A 23,105-nucleotide genomic window follows, 5' to 3' on the forward strand; every position below is an offset into this window, starting at 1 on the left:
CTCCGTTAGGTTCGCCCTGCTCGCGTGTCTCGAATGCCCATTGATCGTGTCGGCAGCAGGGATGCGACGCACAAGCCACAGATAGCCGATGACGTCCTGTTCGCTCCGAAAGAATCCGAAGGAGACGACCGTGCGATTCGCCCATGCTCTCGCCTTGTCGACAGCCGGACTGCTCCTCGGTCCCGCCCTCACACTCGTCGCCGTGTCGCCTGCTCTCGCGCAGGACACCGGATTCGAGATCGCCGCCTTCAACTGCCCCGAACCCGACGGGCTCTTCGCCTATCCCGGAGACGTGACGAAGTACGTGGAGTGCTCGAACAACGTGGCGACCGTGCACAGCTGCCCGAGTGGCCTGAACTGGAACCAGAAGGGGCAGTACTGCGATTGGCCCGCCGATGCCGGCGCGGTAGCCGATCACGGAACGACCGTCGGCGCTCAGCGGGCGCGGGCGCTCCAGCGTCCGTCGTAGCGGACTTCGATCGGGTGGGCGAAGGCCGTCGAGACGTGGTCGGTGGTGATGACCTCGGTGGCCGGGCCTGTGGCGACGGTGTGACCGTCGGCGATGAGCAGGGCGTGGGTGGTGGTGCTCGGCAGTTCCTCGAGGTGGTGGGTGACCAGGATCGAGGCGACTTCGGGGTGGGTTCGGTCGAGGCTGTCCAGGGTGGTGAGCAGTTGTTCGCGGGCGGCCAGGTCGAGGCCGGTGGACGGTTCGTCCAGGAGCAGGACCCGCGGGTCGCTGATCAGGGCCCGGGCGATGAGAGTCCGGCCGCGCTCACCTTGGGAAAGGGTGGGCCACAGGTCGTCGGCCTTGCCGGACAGTCCGAGAGTGTCGATGATCCGCTCGGCTCGGTCCAGGTCGCCGGAACTCGGTGACCAGCGCATCGGTGTGTCGATCGTGCCCGTGATGCCGGTGAGCACGACCTCGCGCACCGAGAGGGCGTGCGGCAGCCGATGCCGCGGGTTCACATGCCCGATCGAGCGCCGCAGCCGAGCCAACTCGACCCGCCCGAACTGCTCCCCGAGCACCCGCACGGTGCCCGTCGTCGGAAAGGTGACGGCACCGCAGAATCCCAGCAGCGTGCTCTTGCCTGCGCCGTTGGGCCCCAGGAGCGCCCAGTGCTCGCCGGCGCGCACCGTCAGCGATATCCCGTTGATGATCTTCTTGCCGTCCCGGCGGAAGGTCACATCGTCCAGTTCGATCACGGGGCTGCCGGTCATGTGAAGGCCTCCTTCAGGGCGGAAAGGTGTGTGCGACTGAATGCTGCTGCGGCGGTGGGTGTTCGGTCTGCGATCGCCTGCGCGAGTTGCTCGTGTGCGTGCTGGTCGTCCTGCTCGGAGCGGACCGGACGAAGCTCGAGCATGTCGATCATGGCCAGACGTAGGCGCGGAAGAAGGCTGTCGAAAAGCTGTGTGAGGACATCGTTGTGCGCGGCGACGACGACCGCACGATGGAAAGCCATATCGGCATCGACGTGATCGGCGACGGACCGACCTTCGACGCGGCGTTCCGCCAGGGTGCGCCGGATGACTCGCAGGTCGGCGGGCGTCCGCCGTTGGGCGGCGAGGGCCGCGGCCTCCGCCTCGATGGCGATACGGGCCTCGATCACCGCGACGATGGTGGCACCACGCAGCACCACATCCCAGTCCTCGGTCACATCGAGCGCGGTGACGAACACGCCCGCGCCCTGCCTGCTGTCGAGCACGCCCTTGCCCGCGAGTTCCCGGATCGCCTCACGCACGGTCGACCGCCCGACCCCCAACTGGGTGGCGAGCAGGGTCTCGCCCGGTAATCGATGACCCAAGGGCCACTCACCCGCCCGGATCCGCGCGAGCAGCAGTTCGGCCGCTTGTGCCGCCAGTGGCTGGCGCCTTACCTGGGATGTCACCCGAGTACCTCTCTACTTGTCTGAGGAGTTGTGGTAGAAGTGTACCCATCATGACCTACACCGCGCTCCTCCTCGGCCGCCACGGCGGGGCCTGACGACCGGCCGCCCCGCCGTGGGGCTCCGTCGTGGCCGGTCTCCGTCGTCTTCGGCCCTGGATGGCCGGGAAGTAGAGCAAGTCATGACCGAATTCCCCACCCTGACAACACCTTCGGGTTCTCTGGCCGATGGTGCGCCCGCATGGAACCGGCAACGTCACTCGGCGATGCCGTCGTATCGATATCGAGATGTCCACCGTCGCGTGAAAGTGCCTGCCGGACACCGTGACTGGCCGAGCGCACGGATCACCACCGCGCCACTGTGGGTCCCGGTCGACCTGCGCGACGGCAACCAGGCACTGGCCGAACCGATGGATCCGGCGCGCAAACGCCGGTTCTTCGAACTCCTGGTCACCATGGGCTACAAGGAGATCGAGGTCGGCTACCCGTCCGCGTCGCGAACCGACTTCGACTTCGTTCGCCTGCTCGCCGAGTACCCCATCGCGCCGCCGGATGTGGCACTGGTCGTGTTCACCCCGGCGCGTCGCGACCTGATCGCACGGACCGTCGAGTCGATCCGTGGCATCACCGACGACGTGATCATCCACCTGTACACGGCCACGGCGCCGGTCTGGCGCGAGGTGGTTCTCGGCAAGGACAGGAAGCAGCTGCGCGAGCTGATCGTCACCGGCGCCCGCGATGTCCTGGAACTGGCCGGCGAGCTGCCGAATGTCCGGTTTCAGTTCTCGCCGGAAGTGTTCAACCTGACCGAACCGGATTTCGCACTCGAGATCTGCGACGCCGTCACCGAGTTGTGGGAGGCGACCCCACAGCGCCCCGTCACGCTGAATCTGCCCGCGACCGTGGAGGTGGCGACGCCGAACGTCTACGCCGACCAGATCGAATACATGCACCGCAATCTCGCCCGGCGGGACGCGGTGATCCTGTCGGTGCACCCGCACAACGATCGGGGGACCGGTGTCGCCTGCGCCGAACTGGCCGTCCTGGCCGGTGCCCAACGGGTGGAGGGCTGCGTCTTCGGCAATGGTGAGCGCACCGGGAATGTCGATATCGCCACCCTGGCACTGAACCTGCACGCCCAAGGGGTCGACCCGATGATCGACTTCTCCGACATCGACGAGATCCGCCGCACCGTCGAGTACTGCACGCGTCTGCCCGTCCACGAAAGGCACCCGTACGTGGGCGATCTTGTACACACGGCGTTTTCCGGTACCCACCAGGACGCGATCGGCAAGGGCATGGCCGAGCATCGTGAGCGGGCAGCGGCCCTCGGCGTACACGAGCGCGAATCGGAATGGCGGGTGCCGTATCTGCCGATCGACCCCACCGACCTCGGTCGCTCCTACGATGCCGTGATCCGGGTCAACTCACAGTCCGGCAAGGGTGGTATCGCCTACCTGTTGCACACCGAATACGGTCTCGAGCTGCCGCGCCGCCTGCAGATCGACTTCGCGCAGCGGGTGCAGGAACACACCGACGACACCGGCGCGGAGATCGGTGCCGATGAACTCCGCGCCCTGTTCGAGCAGAGCTACACCGCCGACGAGCGTCGAATCACCTTGGTACAGTGGAAATTCGTCGACGGAACCACCGAAATCGTCCTGGACGTGCACGGCACCGAACACCACTCGACCCACGAGGCGAGCCCGGTCGATGCCCTGACCACTGCCCTCGCCGAGACCGCCAACCCCATCGAGATCCTCGGCCTCACCCAGCACGCCGCCGCTGACGGCACCGCTGCGAGCTACGTCGAATATCGAGCCGCGGGCGGAACCGGATGGGCATTCGGCCTCGACGCCTCGCCCGTCGCAGCGTCGCTCGAGGCGGTGATGAACGCCGCGAACACGGCGCCATAGCAAGCTGCGCGGCCAGGTTCACCGACCGGCAATGCGCGCGGCGACCGCTATTCACCACCGGTTATCCGGCCTCGATAGCGTGGTGGTACTCGGAAGGAGCCGGCGTCATGGAATTCCGACATCTCGTTTCGTTTATCACCATCGCCGAAGAGTTGCATTTCGGTCGCGCAGCGCAGCGCCTCCATCTGACCCAACCAAGTCTCAGTGCCCAGCTGCAGAAGCTGGAGAAATCGCTCGGCGTCCAGCTCGTCGCCCGGAACTCCCACGAGGTCCGGCTGACCCCCGCTGGGCGCGAGTTCGAAAGCCAGGCCCGCCTGATCGTCGCTCAGCTCGACCGCGCCGCCCAGGCGGCCAAGGCCACCGCCGAGGGCAGGGCGGGCAGCCTCAGCATCGGTTACAACCTGCCCGCCAGCAGACATGTGCTGCCGGAGGCACTCACCAGGATGACCGAACGGCACCCCGACATCGTGGTGTCGCTGTGGGAGAAGCGGACCGGCCCCCAGCTGGCCGCACTCGCCGACGGTTCCCTCGATGTGGCCCTGGTCTACGGGCATCCCAGTACCGCCGATTTCCGATATCGTCGCCTGCTGCACCGGGTTCCGCTCGTCGCGGTCGTCGGGCGCCGACATCGGTGGGCCGACCGGCCAGGTGTCCCCTTCGCGGAACTACAGAGTCAGGATTGCGTGTTGTTCGCGCGCGAACAGTGTCCGGCGATGTACGACACCATCCTGCGGTCGGCGGCCGAAACCAGGATCTCGCTCAATGTCACGCATTCGGCCGACGACCCCGGCGCGACCGCGCACATGGTCTCGGTGCGACCACTCGTCGGGTTCGCCTCGCTGCCGCGCGCGATTTCGATGGGAATGGGTGTGCCGGGCAGTAGTTCGGTGGCGGTGAAATTATTCGATCCGGTGCCGACGCTGGATTTGCACGCCGTCTGGCGGGCCGACGAACCGAATCCCGCGGTCGCGTTGTTCCTGGAATGCGTCGAATCGGCACAACTCGATGATGTCCGCGCATTGTCGGCCTGAACCCCTCGATAGGACATGACTTTCGTGCGGTAGGAACAGCGAGTGCGGCAGCGACGGGAATGGTTGACGCCGTGAAGAATTCGATTCGTGAACACAGTGTCTGCTACCGCGAACGGATTCGTTCCGGCCGATTCGTCCAGTCTGTACGAGATTGTTTCCGACGCGGCACGGCGTGATCCGGCCCGCCCGTCACTGTGTGCCGCCGACGGCAACCAGCTGACCACCGGCGAGCTCGACACCCGGGTCCGCGGGCTCGCCTCGGCCCTGCTCGACCGCGGGGTCGCGGCGGGGGACCGGGTGGCCGTGCTCGGCCGCACGAGCCTGGAATGGGCGCTGCTCGACTGCGCGGCCATGGCCGTCGGCGCGGTGATCGTGCCGGTGTACCCGACCTCCTCGCCGGCGCAGATCGCGCACATCCTGAGCGACAGCGGGAGCCGGTTCCACGCGGCCGAGACCGCCGACGACGCAGCACGCCTTACCGACGCGGGCGCGGGCGGCGCGGTGTGGTCCTTCACCGAGATCGGGGCATGGGCCGAAAGCGTCGAACACGCCGACCTCGACGCACGAATCGCCGCGGTCGGCGCCGCCGACCTCGCGATGATCGTCTACACCAGCGGCACCACCGGCCTGGCCAAGGGCTGCATGATCAGCCACCGCAACATGTATGTCACCGCCGCGAACACCGCGCGCCAGACCGAGGGCATCTTCGACGGTACGACGGTGCTTGCGCTGCCGCTCTCCCACGTCTTCGGCCAGACGATCCTGTTCGCCTGCCTCTACGGCGGCAGCCGGACCCATCTGCTGCCCGGCGTGCCCGACCTGGTCCCGGCGCTGGCGACGCTGCGTCCGACCTTCCTCGCGCTGATTCCGTACGCGCTGGAGAAGATTCGCAAGCACGTCCGCGCGCTGCTCACCGAGGGGCAGGAGGACGAGGCCGTCGCTCGTGGCCTGACGCTGCTGAGCGAGGGCGCCGCGCCCACCGCCACCGACGACGCCGTCGCGGCCGCGTTCGGCGGGCGACTGCGCTACGTGATCTCCGGCGGCGCCTCGCTCGACGACACCACCGTCGGCTTCTACGCCGGGTTCGGTGTGGTGATCCTGAACTGCTACGGCCTCACCGAGGCGGCCACCGCGGTCACCGTGAGCGCACCGTCCACCAACCGGCTCGGCACCGTGGGCCGTCCCATCCCGGGCACCGAGGTCGGCATCGGCGCCGACGGCGAAGTCCTCGTCCGCGGCCCACACGTCTCACCCGGCTACTGGGGCGCGGCCGCCGACCAGCGGCCCGTCGACGCCGACGGTTGGCTGCACACCGGCGACATCGGCGAGCTCGACGACGGGCACCTGCGGATCACCGGGCGCAAGAAGGAGATCCTGGTGACCTCCGGGGGCAAGAACGTGGCCCCGACCCCGCTCGAGGACCGGGTGCGGCTGCATCCGCTGGTGAGCAACTGCATGGTCGTCGGTGACGGTCGACCGTTCGTGACGGCACTGATCACCCTCGACGCCGAGCGGTACGCGAAGTGGCGTGCCGAGCATCCCGACGACGATCCGGCCGAGACGATCCAGGCCGCCGTGGACGAGGCGAATTCCTTGGTGTCGCGGCCGGAATCCATTCGCGCATTCCGCATCGTCGACGGCGATTTCACCGTCGACGCCGGCCTGCTCACCTCGTCGTTGAAATTGCGCAGGGCCGCGATCGCCGAAACCTATTCCGCCGAAATAGATCAGCTCTACGTGTCGCGCGGGTAACGCGGCGCGAAATTCTCCCACCGGTCCCGCCGACGATAGCCGGGACCGATCGGCCGATGAATTGCGGGACGCCCCAGTGGTTTCCGTATTCCACCGGCGACAGACTCGAAATCGGAATTCGACCACCGAAAGTGATCACATCATGTATGACGTCATCGTCGTCGGAACCCGGGTCGCGGGTTCGCCCCTGGCCATGCTGCTGGCCCGTCAGGGCCACCGCGTGCTCGCCGTTGATCGCGCGAGTTTTCCCAGCGACACCCCGTCCACGCACTACATCCACCAGGCCGGTCTCGGCTTTCTGAAGTCCTGGGGTCTGCTCGACTCGGTGGTGGACACCGGCTGCCCCCCGATCCGGCACCTGAACTTCACCTACACCGACATCGAGATCCCGGGCATGGCCGACCCCTCGGCCGACGGCATCGACGCCGTCTACTGCCCGCGCCGCACCGTCCTCGACAAGATCCTGGTCGACGCGGCGGGCGAGTCCGGCGCCGAGGTGATCGAGGGCTTCACCGTCACCGGGCTGCTGCGCGAGGGTGACCGGGTCGCCGGTATCCGTGGCCGCATCGGCGAGGGTCCCGAGCAGGAGTTCCGCGCGAAACTGGTCGTCGGCGCGGACGGTGCGAACTCGATCGTCGCCAAGGAGGTCGGCGCGGCCACCTACGAGGGTTCGCCCGCCGCCTGCTTCATCTACTACTCGTACTACGAGGGCGTGGACTGGGGCATGCACCACCGCACCGGGTTCGGGGAGCAACAGTTCGCGTCCTGGCCGACCAACGACGGCTTGGCCCTGGTGGCGGTCATGCGCAAGCGCGACCGGTTCCGCGACTTCCGCACCGATCCCGACGCCGGCGTGCAGGAGATCGTCGACCAGATCGACCCGGAGATCGGTGCGCGGCTGCGGGATACCGGCAAGCGGGTCGAGCCGTTCCGGCCGATGCTCTACCCCGACAACTACCGTCGCCAGTCCTTCGGTCCCGGCTGGGCGCTGGTCGGCGACGCCGGGTACCACAAGGACCCGTTCACCGGCTGGGGCATCACCGACGCCTTCAAGTACGGCCAGCTGCTGGCCGACCTGGTGCACGAAAGCCTCACGGGCGCAAGACCGTTCGAAGAGACGCTGCCGGAGTACCAGCGTGAGCGCGACGCCCAGAGCGCCAGCACCTACGAGCTCACCCAGTCCATCTCCGAACTCACCCTCACCCCGTACTACGACTCGGTGTTCCGCGCGGCCAGCCGTAGCGAGCACTACTCCAAGAAGTTCTTCGGGCTGATCGCCGGGCTGTACCCGCCGGACAAGTTCTTCGGTGAGGCCGAGCTCACCGCGCTCTACGAGGAAGTGAACTTCCCCGTCGTCGACCGGCACGTGGTGAATACCGGGGTGTCGGCGTGATCGCGGCCGGCCTGACGGCGCTCGGAGACAGCTTCGTGGAGGGCCGTGGCGACCCCGCCGCGGCGGGTGGCTACCGGGGCTGGGTCTCCCGCCTCGGCGGTCAGCTCGGGTTGCGGCCCGCCACGATTCGCAACTTCGGCACGCACGGCGCCACCACCGGCGATGTCGTCGCGAGCCAGCTCGCACCGGCGACCTCGACGGCGCGGGCCGGCCTCTACGGCGTGGTTGTCGGCGTGAACGACCTGGTCAGCGCGTATGACGAGGCTCGTTTCGCCGACAACCTGCACACCATCTTCACCACCTTGCGGGCCAGGGAAGCCACCGTGTTCACCGCGAGCTATCCCGATATTCCCGCCCGCCTGCCCGTGCCGGACGGTTTCCGCGCCCTGCTGCGTGAGCGTTTCGCCGCCGCCAACGATGTCCTCGCCCGGGTCACCGACGACACCGGCGCCCTGCTTCTCGATCTCGCCGCCAGGCCCGAATGGGCCCGGCCCGAGGTGTGGACCGCCGACGGTCTGCACCCGAGTGCGGTGGGCCACCGCCTGTTCGCCGCTGCCGCGGCCGAACTGATCGCCGCGGCCACCGCCACCACCGTCGCCGCCTGAGAGGAACCCTTTCGTGACCGTCGAACGACGCCTGGCACGCGACCCGATCGCCATTGTCGGGATGTCGGGTCTGCTGCCCAAGGCACACACCCACCGCGAGTACTGGCAGAACATCATCGACGGCGTCGACTGCACCTCCGAGGTGCCCGCGTCGCGCTGGAGCTTGGACGACTACTACGACGCCGACCGCTCGGCGCCGGACAAGACCTATTCGCGCCGTGGCGCTTTCCTGCCCGACGTCGCCTTCGACCCGCTCGAGTTCGGGTTGCCGCCGAACCAGCTCGAGGTCACCAGCACCATGCAGACCCTGAGCCTCGGGGTGGCCCGTGACCTGCTCGCCGATGCAGGCGCGACCGGTTCGCAGTGGTACGACCCCGCGCGCACCGGCGTGGTGCTCGGCACCACCGGTCCGGTGCCGCTGATGCATCCGCTGGCCGCGCGCCTGTCGACGCCGGTGCTGGCGGAGGCGGGCCGGTCGATGGGACTGTCCGAGAGCGACGTCAGCGAGATCTCGCGCCGGTTCGTCGCCGCGTTCGCGCCGTGGGAGGAGAACTCCTTCCCGGGCCTGCTCGCCAATGTGGTGGCGGGCCGGGTGGCGAACCGGCTCGGGCTCGGTGGCATGAACTGCACCGTCGACGCGGCCTGCGCGGCCTCGCTGGCCGCCATCCGCACCGCGATCGCCGAACTGCAGGACGGTCGCGCCGACATGATGATCACCGGCGGCGTCGACACCGAGAACTCGATCTTCATCTACCTGTGCTTCAGCAAGGTCGGCGCGCTCTCGCCGACCGGCCGGATCAGCCCGTTCTCCGCCGAGGCCGACGGCACCCTGCTCGGCGAGGGGATCACCATGCTGGCCCTGCGCCGCCTCGCCGACGCGCGCCGCGACGGCAACCGGATCTACGCGGTGATCCGCGGTCTCGGCTCCTCCAGCGACGGCCGCTCCAAGAGCATCTACGCGCCGCGCGCGGAGGGCCAGCGGGTCGCGCTGGACCGCGCCTACGCCGATGCGGAATGCTCACCCGCCGACGTCGAACTGATCGAGGCGCACGCGACCGGGACGGCAGTGGGTGACAAGACCGAGCTGACCGCGCTGAAAGGCCTGCTCGCCGAGGCCAGTTCGGAGACCGGTTTCGCGGCGCTCGGCAGCGTGAAATCCCAGATCGGACACACCAAGGGCGCCGCGGGAACGGCCGGGGTGATGAAGCTGGCGCTGGCCCTGCACCAGAAGGTGCTGCCCTCGACGATCAATGTCGACGCGCCCAACAGCGAGATCGACGCCGCCCGGACACCCTTCTACGTGAACACGAGGACCCGCCCGTGGGTGCGCGACCCGCAGCGCCCGGTGCGCCGGGCGGCCGCCTCGGCGATGGGCTTCGGCGGCACCAACTTCCACATCGTGCTGGAGGAAGCCGACCAGACGCGCGGGCAGGTCCTGCACCGGGTGCCGCGTGCGCACCTGTGGCACGCCCCCGACGTCGCCGCGCTGATCGACGTCGTACGCAGCACCCCCGGCACCGACGGCGGTGACATTCCGGCCGGGCACGCCAGGATCGGCTTCGTCTCCGTCGACGAGGACACCGCCGCGGACCTGCGGACGCTCGCGGTCGATGAACTGGTCCGCAATCCCGATGCCGCGCAGTGGGATCACCCCGAGGGCGTGTACTTCCGCGCAGCCGCCGTACCGGACCCCAAGGTCGGTGTGCTGTTCGCGGGGCAGGGCAGCCAGTACGTGGACATGGGCCTGGACACCGTGCTGAACAATCCGCCCGTCGGGGCGGCGTTCGACGAGGCCAACGCCGCGTTCGTCGGTGCCGAGCAGCGGCTCGGCGCGGTGGTGTTCCCGCCGCCCGCGTTCAGCGAACAGACCCGTGCCGAGCAGGAATCCGCCCTGCGCCGTACCGAATTCGCACAGCCCGCGATCGGCGCGCTGGCGGCCGGGCAGTTCCGGGTGCTCACCGAATTCGGGCTCAGGGCCCACGGCTACCTCGGCCACAGCTTCGGTGAGCTGACCGCACTGTGGGCCTCAGGCGCGCTGAGCACCGCGGACTTCTTCGGTCTGGCCCGGGCGCGTGGCGCGGCGATGACGGTCGCCGACGACGCGGAGGCAGGCACCATGGTCGCCGTCAACGCGGCCCGCGAAGAGGTCGCCGAGGTGATCGCCGACCTCGACGACATGTGGATCTGCAATCACAACGCGCCCGACCAGATCGTGGTCGGTGGTGGACCCGAGGGCATCGCCGCCTTCACCGCGCGCAGTTCCGAGAAGGGCTGGGCTACCCGGGATCTGCCGGTGGCGGCTGCCTTCCACACCCCGTATGTGGCGCACGCGGTCACCGAATTCGGTGCCGCCGTCGAGGAAGTCGACATCGTCGAGCCGGATGCGCGGGTCTACGCCGACACCGCGGGCGCGTCCTACGGCGCCGATGTCGCCGCCAACCGGGCGACCTTGACCGCGCAGCTGAGCCGGCCGGTCGAGTTCGTCGACGCGCTGCGGGCCATGCACGCCGACGGCTGCACGATCTTCGTCGAATGCGGCCCGAAACAGGTGCTGACGTCGCTGGTCCGGCGCACCCTCGGCGACGACGTGATCGCCTTCGCCACCGATTCCGGACCCATCGGCAACGGAGATGTGGCACTCAAGCGGGCGGCCGTCCGTCTGGCCGTCCTCGGTGTCGCGATGTCGGGCATCAACCGCTACGCCGCCCCCGCCACCGAGCCGACCACCCCGGCGGCCGACCGGATGACTGTGATCCTTTCAGCCCCCGAATACGTTCCCGCCGCCCGCCGCGCCGCCTACGCCGAAGCGTTGTCGGGCGACTACCGCCTCCAGCCAGCGGCCGATACGGCACCACACTCCCTCGCCGACCCTGAACCTGTGTCCGCACTTGTTGATTCACCCACCTCGTCCCCGCGGGGCGGCTCGACCCTGCCCGATGTTCCGGCGACTGTTCCTGGTTCGGCCGTGGCGGATTCGCACGCCGTGGTCGGCGGCCGGACCGGCGCGCCGTCGCACCCGATCTCCGAATCACCTGCCGTATCCGAACTTTCGCACCGATCCTCGGTGCCCCCGCTCGTGGAGGAACAGCTCGTGACCATCCCCGTCGACCCGCTCGACACCGCACTCGTCCAGCATCTGGACACGCACCGGCAGTACCTCGACGGCCAGCTCGACCTGGCCCGCGGGCTGGCGGGCGCGCTGAGCACCGGTGCCATCGACGACCGTCTGCTGCGCGCCATCGAAGCCGTGAAGGATCACGGTGTCGCCATCAGCGAAAGCCACTCGCGGGCAAGCGAAGTGCTCGCCCAGCTGGCCGAGATCGAAGGGGGAGCCGCCGGCTCGCACTCGGTGACCAGTTACCGGGCGACCCCGCCCGCGGTGAACGCCCCCGCGCCGACCCACGCCTTGACAGCGGCGCCCACGCAGACCCCGGCGAACGGCCACCTACCCGCGGCGGCCCCGCTGTCCAGCGGTACCGCCACCATGAACACCGTGCCCGGATCGGTGACTCCCGCCGTAAGCGGCACCGCCTACCCGACGGGTCATCAGGCAGGTCAGAGCGTCACCGGTGCGAGCGACACCGCACCGCGGGCAGCCGGAACTGTACCGGTGGCCCAGGAGCACGCAACGACGTCGTCGGCAGCCGCGCAGACAGCCGCTCGCACAGCGGGTTCCGACGTCCAGAACTCCGCCGTCGATACTGAGCAGGGTGCGCCGGGGGCGGAGGCGCTCAACGGCGAAGCGATCCGCGCGGCACTGCGGGAAGTGGTCGCGGACAAGACCGGCTATCCGGTCGAGATGGTCGATCCGGCAATGGATCTGGAAGCGGATCTGGGCGTCGATTCGATCAAGCGCGTGCAGGTGATCGGCGCTCTCCAGGAGCGCTTCCCGTCGCTGCCGAGCCTCGGCCCCGAGCAGCTCGGTACGTTACGAACTCTCGACCAGATCGCCGATCTGCTCGCCACCGACGCTTCGACCACGACAGACAGTTCCGTCGCGATGGGTAACCCGAGCGGCCCGGCCGCGCCGACCGGTGGTTCGGCTGTGGCCACGGACGAGGTCGCCTCGGCAGACGCCGGTCTCACGTACTCCGCCGAGACCCTGCGGCAGGCGCTGCGGGAAGTGGTCGCCGACAAAACGGGGTATCCGGTCGAGATGGTCGATCCGGCAATGGATCTGGAAGCGGATCTGGGCGTCGATTCGATCAAGCGGGTCCAGGTGATCGGCGCGTTACAGGAACGGTTCCCGACCCTGCCCAGTCTCGGACCCGAACAACTCGGCACACTGCGCTCGCTGGATCAGATCGTGGCCGAGCTGGCCGGGGGTGATGTCCACCCAAAAGCTGAGGCCGCGGCCGAAACGCCGCGGCATGTCGTCGAACTCGTCGAGCTCGCCCCGGTCGACCTCGCGGTCGAGCCGTATCGGCCCGCGGGCCGGGCGCTGATCGTGTGCCTGGACGAGTCCGCCGAAACCGACGTGGAGGCGATCGAGGAAGCGCTGCGCGCGCTCAGCTGGACGGTGCGGCGGGTCGCACCCGGCGCCGACACCGGCGCCGCCGACCTGTGCGTGGTCGTCGCGGGTGTCGCCACGGAGTGGGCCCAGGCCGAGCGGATCCTGACCGAGGCGATCCTGGCCACCGGCCGCGTGGTGCCCGCCCTGCGCGGCGCGACCGGTCGCGCCGGGTTCGTCACGGTCACCCGGCTCGACGGTCATCTGGGCCTGCGCGGGGATGCCGACCCGGTCCATGCCCTGCTCGGCGGTCTCGGCGGCGTCGTGAAAACGCTTGCCGCCGAGGAACCCACAGTGTTCTGCCGCGCGCTCGACATCGCGCCGGCGGCGACTCCGGCGCGGGTGGCGCGGATCGTGCTCGAGGAGCTGTGCGACGCCGCGATCGACACCGTCGAGGTCGGCGTCGACGCCTCGGGCCAGCGCCGCACACCGGTGCCGAGCAGGCACAAGCCCGCCGTCGTCACCGAGATCGTCAGCACGGCAACGGAGTTCGGGCCGACGGTGCTCACCGAGGACGATCTGCTACTGGTGACCGGCGGAGCCAGGGGAGTGACGGCGACCTGCGTCCTCGCGCTCGCCCGGCACAGCGCGGCGCGCTTCCTGCTGCTCGGCCGCACCACGCTCGGTGCGGAGCCCGCCTGGGCGGCCGGTGTGCCCGACAGCGACCTCAAGCCCGCCGCGGTGCGCGCGCTGGCGGGAACCGGCGTGCGGCCCAAGGACATCGAGCGGGCGTGCGGCGAGGTCCGCGCCGTCCGCGAGATCCGCTCGACCCTGGCGACGCTCGGCGACCGCGCCGACTATCTGGCTGTCGACGCCACCGACGCCACTGCACTCGCCGAGGCCGTCGCGCCGTGGCGCGACCGGATCACCGGTGTCGTCCACGGCGCCGGGGTCCTGGCGGACTCGATGATCCCCGACAAGACCGCCGACTCGATCGCTCGCGTGTTGCGTCCGAAGCTCGGTGGTCTGGCCGCCGTCCTCGCCGCGGTGGGGGAGCCGAAAGACCTGGTCCTGTTCACCTCGGTGGCCGGCCTGTTCGGCAATGCGGGCCAGGCGGATTACGCCGCCGCCAACGAGGCGCTGTGCCGGTTCGCGGTGAGCTGGCGGCGCAGGCATCCCGGGCACCGCGTCACCGCGATCGACTGGGGCGCCTGGGACGGCGGCATGGTGACCGCCGACCTGCGCGAGCACTTCCGGACGCGGGGCATCCCGCTGGTGGCTCCGGCCGCGGGTGCGGCCGCCTTCACCGCCCAGTTCACCGAGGACCGCCGGCCCGAGCCGGTCCTGCTGGTCGGCGCGGCCACCGCCCTGTCGACCGGCGAACACGTGGCCGCCACGGTGCGGGCCCGCCGCGACATCGCGGGCCTGGTCGACGAACCTGTGATCGAGGCACACCGCATCGGTGACCACATCGTGCTGCCCGCCACCTTCGGCCTCGGCGCGATGATCCACCTCGCCGAACGAACCAGGCCGGGCCGCACCGTGGTCGGCGTCCGTGACTACCAGGTGCTCAAGGGACTCGTCTTCGATCACCCGGTCACCGCGCTGGAGATCGAGCTCGTCCCGATCGACGACCTCGACGGCCGTACGGCGGTGCGCGCCACCGTCTTCGACGGCAAGCTCGCCCACTTCCGGGCGACCCTACTGCTGGCCGCGAACCCGGACGGCAATGCCACGCAAACGATTCCCGCCGGACCGGGCACTCCCGCAGACCGGATCTACCGGGACGCCATCCAGTTCCACGGTCCCGCGCTGCAAGGTCTGCGCGCGATCCGGGCCGAAAGCGACAGCGCGATCGTCCTGGACTGCCACCTGCCCACCGCTCCCGTCGCCGCCGGCGCCTACGCGGGCCACCTGCACGACCCGGTCGCCGCCGACCTGATCCTGCAGGGCCCGCCCGTCCTCGGCCATCGACTGCTCGGCACGGCCTGCCTGCCCCTCGGCGTCGGCCGCATCGACTACCACCACCCGCTCCCGACCACCGAACCGTTCGTCCTGGTGGTCGACAACCCACGCGCGAGCAGGCTCGAAGCTCGCATCGACGCCACCGCACTGTCCACCGACGGCACAGTGCTGCAACGCTTCTCGGACGTCACCGTCCTCACGACGCCCGACCTGACGGACAAGTTCCAGACCTCGGTGAGGAAGTGGACCCGATGACAGCCCTCGACTTCGACGGCATCGCCTTCGACCCGATCGGCGCGCCCCCTGCCCAGCCCGCCCTGACCGCACCGCCGCACACCGCGCCACCCGCCCGACCAGCGCCCGACTCCGCACCCGCGCGGTCGGCGCCTGACTCCGCACCTGCCCGGTCGGCGCCTGACTCCGCACCCGCCCGGCCTGCGCCCGGATCCGCGAGCCGGACGACTGGCCACGCCTCAGCAGTGGAGCCAGCCGGGCACGCGATTGTGTCCGATGGGCGCGCAGTGGAATTCACTCGGCAGACGCGGGATGGCGCCCAATTCGCAGGGCAACGTGCCACACATGTGGGAGCGCCCGCGACTGCTGAGGCGAGTGAGTGGAGCGCCGCAGCACCGTGCGACGCCATCGCCGAACTCCGCACCGGCGTCGTCACCGCCCACCGCGCCGCCCTCGCCGCGCAAGTCGCCCTACAGCGTGCGCTGTGGACGCGGGCTGTGGGAACACCCCTGCCCAGCAACAGCGTTGGCGTCCGTGCGACGGACTCCATCGCCGTTCGGGGTCAACAGCGTGCGGCGGATTCCGCTGTGGTTCCCGCCGGTGAGGGGACATCGTTCGCGCTCCACGGTGTACCCGGTGGCGCAGCCGGCGACGCAAGAATCTCCACCGCCGTTCTCGGCGGGCATCAGGCTCGGACATTCGGTGCCGCTGTCGAGTCACCCGCGAACGGCGAGGTGTCCGCAGGCGAAACGACCGAACGACTCGGCACCGGAATCGCGGCCCCCATCGCGGGCACACAACGGTCCGTGGCAGGGCCCGGCGTGGCAGTGCCAGGCCACCGTGGCACGGCACCGGTGGGCGTCACGGCACCGGTCGGCGATCGAGCATCCCGTGCGTCCGTCGCTGCCAGGGAGGGCGCGTTCAAGCCACTGGCTCGCACCACCCGCACCGAGTTGGACCGCGCGGCCCTGGAGTCGCTCACCGCGGGCGCCATCGCAGAGGTGTTCGGGCCGGCCTATCGGCGCGACGGCGTCGAGGTCGTGGCCCGCCTCGCAAGTGGAGAACCGTTGGCGCTCAACGCGATCGAGGCGATCGAGCTCTACGGTGGAACGGGTGACGGCCGGGTCGTCGCCCGGTACGACGGCGCGCCCGACGCCGCTGCCCGCCAGGCCGCCGAGGTGTTCGCGCTGTTCACCGGCATGCACCTGTGCCTGTCGGGGAGCACATCGACCGCGGCTACCGAGCCACTTCGACCGCCGAGCTCCCCTGCGCGTCCTACGGACCAGGGGTACTCGACCGGTTCTGCTGTCGCCGGACGCGTCGCGGCCCACCACACCTTGGAGCTCATCGTGAGCGCCCTGGATCTCGTACCCCGTCCGCACGTCACGGGCACGGTGAGTTTCTCCGCAGGGGAGCCCGGTCTGTCCGTGGAGGTCATCGTCACCGAGGCATCCGGCGCGGGCGTCGGCCCCGGCGAGGCCGTTCCGAGCGTGCTGCTCAACGAATTCCACATGGCCCACCTGGCCCGCGGCGACCAGGCGATCGCCATGGGGCCCGAGTTCGCGGAGTACACCGGCGTCCGCGCGACCCGGCTGCCCACCGGCGGCCTGCTGCTGGTCGACCGGGTGCGCGAATTCGAGGGTGCCCGAGGCACTCTCGACCACGCCGCCTACATCACCGAATACGACTCGCCCGCCGACTCCTGGTATTACGCCGACACCGCCAACGAATCCATGCCGCATTTCGTGTACATGGAGACCTCGCTGCAGGCGGCCCTGCTCATGGGCTACTACGCGGGACCGACGCTGACCCAGCCCGGTACAACTCTCAGCCTGCGCAATCTCGGCGGCACGGCGACGGTCCTGCGCCAGGTCGACCTGCGCGATCGCACCATCGAACAGTCCTCGCGGCTGCTGTCGACGACGATCCTGCCCGGCTCCTCCCTGCAGACCTTCGACTACACGCTCAGCGTCGACGGCCAGCCGTTCTACACCGGCGAGACCATGTTCGGCTACTTCAGCGACGAGGCCCTCGCCAACCAGACCGGCCTCGACGCCGGGCGCCCCGCACCGTCCTGGCTGGCCGAGAACCCCACCGCCGAGGTTCGGACGATCGACGTGGCCGCCCGCCGCGCCGACCCGCACGCGCCCCTGTGCTCGCGCCGCACGCTGGCCCTCATCGATCAGGTCGAGGTGGTCGACGGCGGCGGGAAACACGGTACGGGATACCTGCATTCGCTGCGGCCCATCGACCCGGCCGACTGGTTCTTCGCCCGCCACTTCCACCTCGACCCGGTCATCCCCGGCTCACTCGGCGTCGAATCGGTGATCCACGCCGTCCAGGAATGGCTGCTGGACGCGGGTCACGCCGCGAACATGGCCGACCCGGTGTTCCGTATCCCGGCCGACATTCCCTTCAGCTGGCGCTACCGCGGTCAGTTCCTGCCCACCGACGGCACCGTGGAACTCGAAGCCCACGTCAAGGCGCTGCATCGCGGACCACACGGGGTGACCGCGGTGGTGGACGGCTCGCTGTGGAAGCCGGGCCTGCGCATCTACGAAGTGACCGACCTGGCCGTTGAACTCGTCGATCGGAGAGCGTGATGACCACGATGCGCACCGTGGCGGTCGCCACCACCACCGAGGCCATCACGGCCCTGCTGCTCGATCTGGACTCGCCGGTCTGGACCGTCTGCGCCGACGGACAGGTCGGCGCCACCGCCGACCAGACCGTCGCCGCGCGTGCCGAGGTGCTCGCGGCGGTCGGGCCGCTCCCGCCGGAACGCCTCGGCGACAGCGCGTTCCGCACGGCCCACGGTGTCCGCGCGGCCTACGCCGCGGGCGCGATGGCCAACGGCATCTCCTCGCCCGCCCTGGTGAAAGCCATGGCGCGGCACGGCTACCTGGCCGCCTACGGCGCCGCGGGCGTCGCGCCGGCCACGGTCGACGCCGCACTGGGCGAGCTCGCCGCCGACCTGGGCGCACAGCCGTTCGCCTGCAACCTCATCCACAGCCCGAGCGAACCCGCGCTGGAACGTGCGATCGTCGACGCCTGCCTGCGGCACGGTGTCCGCTGCGTCGAGGCGTCCGCGTTCATGGACCTGACGGCCGAGGTCGTGCGCTATCGCGCGCTCGGCCTCCGCGTCGACCAGCGCGGCGACATCGAGATCGGGCACCGGGTGATCGCCAAGGTCTCCCGGGTCGAAGTCGCCGAACTGTTCCTGCGTCCGGCACCGGCCAGGCTGCTGCGCGAGCTCGTGGCGGCGGGCCGGATCACCGCCGAGCAGGCTCGTCTCGCCGAACAGGTGCCGATGGCCGACGACATCACGGCCGAAGCCGACTCCGGCGGCCACACCGACCGCAGGCCGCTGACGGTGCTGCTGCCCGAACTGATCGCGGCCCGGGATCGCCTGGCCGCCACGGCGCCCGGCGCCGACCGCGTCCGGATCGGCGCCGCCGGTGGACTCGGCACACCCGACGCCGTCGCGGCCGCCTTCGGACTCGGCGCGGCCTACGTGGTGACCGGGTCGGTCAACCAGTCGGCTGTCGAGGCGGCGCAGTGCGGCGCCACCAAGACTCTGCTGGCGCGCGCCGAGTTCGCCGACTGCGCCATGTCGCCCTCCTCGGACATGTTCGAACTCGGCGTGCAGGTTCAGGTGCTGCGCCGGGGCACGATGTTCGCGGCCCGCGCGCAGAAGCTCTACGACACCTACCGCGCCTACCCGGGACTCGACGCGCTGCCGACCGCGCTGCGCGCCGAACTGGAAGCCACCCTGTTCCGCAGGCCGCTCGACGAAGTGTGGCAGGAGTGCGTCCGGTACTTCACCGAGCGCGACCCCGCCCAGCTGACCGGCGCGGAGCGGGACCCGAAAGCCAAGATGGCGTTGGTGTTCCGCTGGTATCTCGGCCTGTCCTCGGGCTGGAGCATCCGGGGCGACGCCGACCGGGTCACCGACTACCAGATCTGGTGCGGCCCCGCGATGGGCGCCTTCAACACCTGGACGGCCGGAACCCATCTCGCCGCCCCGGAGAACCGCGCCGTCGCGGAGATCGCAGGCCAGCTCCTGTTCGGCGCCGCCTACCTCACCCGCGTCGCCCAGCTGCGCACCGCAGGTGTGCGGCTGCCCGCCGCCTGCGCCCGCTACGTCCCACGCCCGCTGGAGGACCGATGACCGTCGTCGACACCACCGCGACCACCGGAACGGCCTGGATGCTGTGCCCGGCCTGCGACACGATGATCTACCGCAAACGCTACGAGCGGGCGAGCCGGGTGTGCCCCGAATGCGACGGCCACGGCATGCTCACCGCCGACCAGCGCGTCGACCAGCTCCTCGACGCGGATTCGGCCAGTCCGATCGCCACCGCGGCGACCGTCACCGACCCGCTCGGCTTCACCGACACCCGCGCCTACCCCGACCGGATCAGGCAGGCGCGCGAGAGCACCGGGCTACCCGACGCGGTCCGCTGCGTGCGCGGCACCGTCGACGGCACACCGATCGTGCTGGCGGTCATGGACTTCCGCTTCCTCGGCGGCAGTCTCGGCAGTGCCGTCGGCGAGGCGGTGACCGCGGCGGCGGAAGCGGCGCTGGCCGACCGGCTGCCGCTGGTGCTCGTGACCGCGTCCGGCGGGGCGCGGATGCAGGAGGGCATCGTCGCGCTCATGCAGATGGCCAAGACCAGCCGCGCGCTGCGCCGCCTCGACGACGCGGGCGTGCTGACCGTCTCGATCATCACCGACCCGACCTACGGTGGTGTCGCGGCGTCGTTCGCCACCGCCACCGACATCATCATCGCCGAACCCGGTGCGCGACTTGGCTTCGCGGGCCCGCGGGTGATCCAGCAGACCATCGGCCAGACCCTGCCCGAGGGCTTCCAGACCGCGGAATTCCTGCTCGAGCACGGCATCGTCGACATGATCTGCCACCGCTGGACGCTGCGCGCCCGACTGTCTCGACTGGTCGCGATGACCGTCCGGCCGCCGCACCGCCCCGAATTCGACGACTCCGACGCGCTGATCACCGATCCCGCCGCGCTCAGTGTGGGCGAATCCTGGGACCGCGTACGCGCGGCCCGACGGCTCGGCAGGCCGACCACCCTGGACTATCTCGCCGCCGCTTTCGACGATTTCGTCGAACTGCACGGCGATCGCATGTCGGCCGACTGCCCCGCCATGATCACGGGCTTGGCTCGCCTCGACGGACTGCCGGTGGTGGTGCTCGGCACCCAGAAAGGCCACACCGGAACGGAACTCGCCGAGCGAAACTACGGGATGCCGACTCCGGCGGGCTATCGAAAGGCGGCCCGGGTGCTGCGACTGGCCGCGAAACTCGACCGGCCTGTCGTCGCGCTGGTCGACACGGCGGGCGCCTATCCCGGCATCGAGGCCGAGGAACAGGGCCAAGCCGTGGCGATCGCCGAATCGCTGAAACTGCTGGCCGGACTGCCCGTGCCGGTGGTCACCGTGATCACCGGGGAAGGCGGCAGCGGCGGAGCGCTGGCGCTCGCGCTCGCCGATCGGGTCCTGGTGTGCGAGAACGCGATCTACTCGGTGATCAGCCCCGAAGGCTGCGCCGCCATCCTGTGGAAAGATCCGGCCGCCGCGTCCCGCGCGGCAGCCGCGTTGCGGGTGGACGCGGCCGCACTGCTCGAACTGGGCATCGCCGACGGCGTGGTCCCCGAACCCGAGGGTGGCGCCGACCGTGATCTCCTCGGGGCCGCGGCGCTGCTGAAACGGGCCGTGCGCCGAGCCGTGCACGAACTCCATGCCTGGTCGACCGCCGACCTGATCACTCAGCGGCACAGCCGTTTCCGTGGCTACGGCGTGGCCCGCGATCTCCCGGAGACCTCGTGGTCGCCTTCCTGATCCGCCACCCGCTGACCATCCTGCGGCAGGTCGCGCACCGCCCCGACCACGCCGCCCCACCCGCCATCGATCACCCGCACCGAGACGCAGGAGCAGCCCCGATGACCGATTCCGTGATCAGTGACACCGCCACCGTGCGATCGGTGAGCCCGGCCGAGGCGGATCACAGCCTCGCAGTCCTCAGCCGCCACGCCCTGAGTGTGCGCGCGACGGGGTCCGCCCCGACCTCGGTGACGGTCGCCAACGGCCCGGTGTCCCTGCGCGTCACCTGGGACGACCGCCTCTCGGCGCCCATCGGTGACGCTGACCCGGCCGGACACCTCGTCCTCGTGCCGACCGAACACGCGGACGCGAGTGCACCCCCGGTGAGCCCGTCCACCGAGACCGGCGCGTCGACCTTCCCGCTCACCGCCGAGACCGTCGGCGTGTTCTATCGCGCACCGGAACCCGGCGCCGCGCCGTTCGTCGCGGTGGGTGAGCCCGTGCGCGCCGGTCAGCAGGTGGGCATCATCGAAGCGATGAAGCTGATGATCCCGGTCACCGCCACGCGCGAGGGTGTGGTGGCCGAGATCTTGGTCGACAACGGTGACGCCGTCGAACACGGCCAAGCCCTGATCGTGTTCGAGGCGCTGCGATGACGCGCCCCTTCGGCAAGGTCCTGATCGCCAACCGCGGGGAGATCGCGGTGCGGGTCATCCGTACCTGCCGCGAACTGGGCATCGCCACCGTGGCGGTGCACTCGGCCGCGGACCGTGACTCCGCGGCGGTGCGCCTGGCCGACGAACACGTCCAGATCGGTCCGGCCCCGGCCAAACGCAGCTACCTGTCGATCCCCGCGATCATCGAGGCGGCCCGCGCCACCGGCGCCGAGGCGATCCATCCCGGCTACGGATTCCTCTCGGAGGACCCGGATTTCGCGGAGGTGTGCCAGGCGGAGGGGTTCGTGTTCGTCGGTGCGCCGTCGGCGGTCATGGCCCGCCTCGGTGACAAGTCGACCGCGCGTGCGCTGATGGCCGACGCCGGCCTGCCCCTGCTGCCCGGCAGCCGCGACGCCATCGACGACCCCGACGCGGCGCGCGCCCTGGCCGACGAGATCGGCTACCCGGTGATCATCAAAGCTGTCGCCGGAGGTGGTGGCCGCGGGATGCGGGTCGTGCGCGACGGCGACGAATTCGCCACGGCCTGGCAGCACACGAGGGCCGCGGCCGCCGCGGTCTTCGGTGACGGCAGGCTCTATGTCGAGCGCTACCTGGAATCGGCCAGGCACGTGGAAGTGCAGATCCTCGCCGACACCCATGGCACCGTCCGCCACCTGGGCCTGCGTGACTGTTCGCTGCAGCGCAGGCATCAGAAGCTGGTCGAGGAATCGCCGGCGCCGGGCCTGTTGCCCGAACTCGCCGAACGCATCGGCGCCGCTGCCGTCCGCGGCTGCGAGGCAGCGGGTTACGTCGGGGCGGGCACGGTGGAGTTCCTGCTCGCGCCCGACGGCCGGTTCTACTTCATGGAGGTCAACTGCCGCCTCCAGGTCGAGCACCCCGTCACCGAGATGGTCACCGGCGTCGACCTGGTCGCGGAGCAGCTGCGCATCGCCGCGGGCGAGCCGCTGACCCTCGGCGAGCGCGCGCCGCACGGTGTCGCCATCGAATGCCGCCTCAATGCCGAAGACCCGGAACGCGCGTTCGCGCCCGCCCCCGGCACGCTCGTCGAGTGCGTACTCCCCGCCGGTCCCTTCGTCCGCGTGGACACCCATGTGGCGCAGGGCTATGCCATTCCGCCACATTACGATTCGCTGCTCGCCAAGGTCATCGTCTGGGCGCCGGATCGGCCGACGGCCATCGCCCGCATGCGCCGCGCGCTCGCCGAGACCACGATCGCCGGCCCCGGCGTGGCCACCACCACCGACTTCCTCCACGACATCCTCGACCACCCCGCCTTCCGGGCCGCCACCCACGACACGGCCCTCATCGGCGCCCTGAACGCTCCGGCCGCCGTGCACTGAGCATCGCCGCGCACCG

General features: G+C 70.2%; 14 protein-coding genes. 12 read left to right on the forward strand and 2 right to left on the reverse strand.

Translation table 11 applies throughout. From position 1 onward, the window contains the following. Positions 1-130 precede the first annotated feature (130 nt). Positions 131-469: a carbohydrate-binding module family 14 protein gene (locus AB0I19_RS00990; RefSeq protein WP_357143119.1), complete on the forward strand. Its 339-nt coding sequence runs from the start codon at positions 131-133 to the stop codon at positions 467-469. Here AB0I19_RS00990 and AB0I19_RS00995 read toward each other — a convergent pair. Both AB0I19_RS00995 and AB0I19_RS01000 read right to left on the reverse strand, forming a co-directional pair. Further along, on the reverse strand, positions 436-1,218 hold the full coding sequence (locus AB0I19_RS00995) for an ATP-binding cassette domain-containing protein (protein ID WP_357143121.1): 783 nt from the start codon (positions 1,216-1,218) through the stop codon (positions 436-438). The genes AB0I19_RS00990 and AB0I19_RS00995 overlap by 34 nt on opposite strands. Continuing rightward, positions 1,215-1,886: an FCD domain-containing protein gene (locus AB0I19_RS01000; RefSeq protein WP_357143123.1), complete on the reverse strand. Its 672-nt coding sequence runs from the start codon at positions 1,884-1,886 to the stop codon at positions 1,215-1,217. Before AB0I19_RS01000 ends, AB0I19_RS00995 begins: the two co-directional genes overlap by 4 nt. Before the next feature lie 262 nt (positions 1,887-2,148). Here AB0I19_RS01000 and AB0I19_RS01005 point away from each other — a divergent pair, with 262 nt between their 5' ends. The 11 genes from AB0I19_RS01005 (at position 2,149) to AB0I19_RS01055 (ending at position 23,089) form a co-directional block, all read left to right on the forward strand. Further along, on the forward strand, positions 2,149-3,798 hold the full coding sequence (locus AB0I19_RS01005) for a 2-isopropylmalate synthase (RefSeq protein ID WP_357145047.1): 1,650 nt from the start codon (positions 2,149-2,151) through the stop codon (positions 3,796-3,798). Positions 3,799-3,905: 107 nt separating this feature from the next. Beyond that, on the forward strand, positions 3,906-4,829 hold the full coding sequence (locus AB0I19_RS01010) for a LysR substrate-binding domain-containing protein (protein WP_067498605.1): 924 nt from the start codon (positions 3,906-3,908) through the stop codon (positions 4,827-4,829). Between the two features lie 87 nt (positions 4,830-4,916). Beyond that, positions 4,917-6,581 carry an AMP-dependent synthetase/ligase gene (locus tag AB0I19_RS01015; RefSeq protein ID WP_357143125.1) on the forward strand — a complete coding sequence of 555 codons (1,665 nt, stop codon included), beginning with the start codon at positions 4,917-4,919 and terminating at the stop codon, positions 6,579-6,581. Positions 6,582-6,723: 142 nt separating this feature from the next. After that, positions 6,724-7,974: an NAD(P)/FAD-dependent oxidoreductase gene (locus tag AB0I19_RS01020; RefSeq protein ID WP_357143127.1), complete on the forward strand. Its 1,251-nt coding sequence runs from the start codon at positions 6,724-6,726 to the stop codon at positions 7,972-7,974. Further along, entirely contained in the window at positions 7,971-8,579 is a 609-nt protein-coding gene (locus AB0I19_RS01025; RefSeq protein ID WP_357143129.1) for an SGNH/GDSL hydrolase family protein, read from the forward strand. Before AB0I19_RS01020 ends, AB0I19_RS01025 begins: the two co-directional genes overlap by 4 nt. Positions 8,580-8,592: 13 nt before the next feature. Continuing rightward, complete coding sequence (locus tag AB0I19_RS01030) at positions 8,593-15,249, forward strand: SDR family NAD(P)-dependent oxidoreductase (RefSeq protein ID WP_357143131.1); 6,657 nt, start codon at positions 8,593-8,595, stop codon at positions 15,247-15,249. Positions 15,250-15,575: 326 nt separating this feature from the next. Continuing rightward, positions 15,576-17,831 (forward strand): beta-ketoacyl synthase, encoded by a 2,256-nt coding sequence (locus AB0I19_RS01035; protein WP_357143133.1) that lies wholly within the window; start codon positions 15,576-15,578, stop codon positions 17,829-17,831. Beyond that, complete coding sequence (locus AB0I19_RS01040) at positions 17,831-19,399, forward strand: PfaD family polyunsaturated fatty acid/polyketide biosynthesis protein (protein ID WP_357143135.1); 1,569 nt, start codon at positions 17,831-17,833, stop codon at positions 19,397-19,399. Before AB0I19_RS01035 ends, AB0I19_RS01040 begins: the two co-directional genes overlap by 1 nt. Next, the gene (accD, locus tag AB0I19_RS01045; protein ID WP_357143137.1) at positions 19,396-21,090 is read left to right on the forward strand and encodes an acetyl-CoA carboxylase, carboxyltransferase subunit beta; all 1,695 of its coding nucleotides are present in this window, start codon (positions 19,396-19,398) and stop codon (positions 21,088-21,090) included. The genes AB0I19_RS01040 and accD overlap by 4 nt, the downstream gene beginning before the upstream one ends. After that, complete coding sequence (locus AB0I19_RS01050) at positions 21,075-21,728, forward strand: acetyl-CoA carboxylase biotin carboxyl carrier protein subunit (protein WP_357143139.1); 654 nt, start codon at positions 21,075-21,077, stop codon at positions 21,726-21,728. Before accD ends, AB0I19_RS01050 begins: the two co-directional genes overlap by 16 nt. Then, positions 21,725-23,089: an acetyl-CoA carboxylase biotin carboxylase subunit gene (locus AB0I19_RS01055; RefSeq protein ID WP_357143141.1), complete on the forward strand. Its 1,365-nt coding sequence runs from the start codon at positions 21,725-21,727 to the stop codon at positions 23,087-23,089. The genes AB0I19_RS01050 and AB0I19_RS01055 overlap by 4 nt, the downstream gene beginning before the upstream one ends. Positions 23,090-23,105: the final 16 nt, after the last annotated feature.

The sequence above is a fragment of the Nocardia sp. NPDC050413 genome (assembly GCF_040655475.1).
Taxonomy (GTDB): domain Bacteria; phylum Actinomycetota; class Actinomycetes; order Mycobacteriales; family Mycobacteriaceae; genus Nocardia; species Nocardia coubleae.

What these genes read in the sequence shown, in the direction of transcription:
- AB0I19_RS00995 (WP_357143121.1), bottom strand. Translation starts at nt 1,218, where the DNA reads ATGACCGGCAGCCCCGTGATCGAACTGGACGATGTGACCTTCCGCCGG.
- AB0I19_RS01005 (WP_357145047.1), top strand. Translation starts at nt 2,149, where the DNA reads ATGCCGTCGTATCGATATCGAGATGTCCACCGTCGCGTGAAAGTGCCT.
- AB0I19_RS01010 (WP_067498605.1), top strand. Translation starts at nt 3,906, where the DNA reads ATGGAATTCCGACATCTCGTTTCGTTTATCACCATCGCCGAAGAGTTG.
- AB0I19_RS01020 (WP_357143127.1), top strand. Translation starts at nt 6,724, where the DNA reads ATGTATGACGTCATCGTCGTCGGAACCCGGGTCGCGGGTTCGCCCCTG.
- AB0I19_RS01040 (WP_357143135.1), top strand. Translation starts at nt 17,831, where the DNA reads ATGACCACGATGCGCACCGTGGCGGTCGCCACCACCACCGAGGCCATC.
- accD (WP_357143137.1), top strand. Translation starts at nt 19,396, where the DNA reads ATGACCGTCGTCGACACCACCGCGACCACCGGAACGGCCTGGATGCTG.
- AB0I19_RS01055 (WP_357143141.1), top strand. Translation starts at nt 21,725, where the DNA reads ATGACGCGCCCCTTCGGCAAGGTCCTGATCGCCAACCGCGGGGAGATC.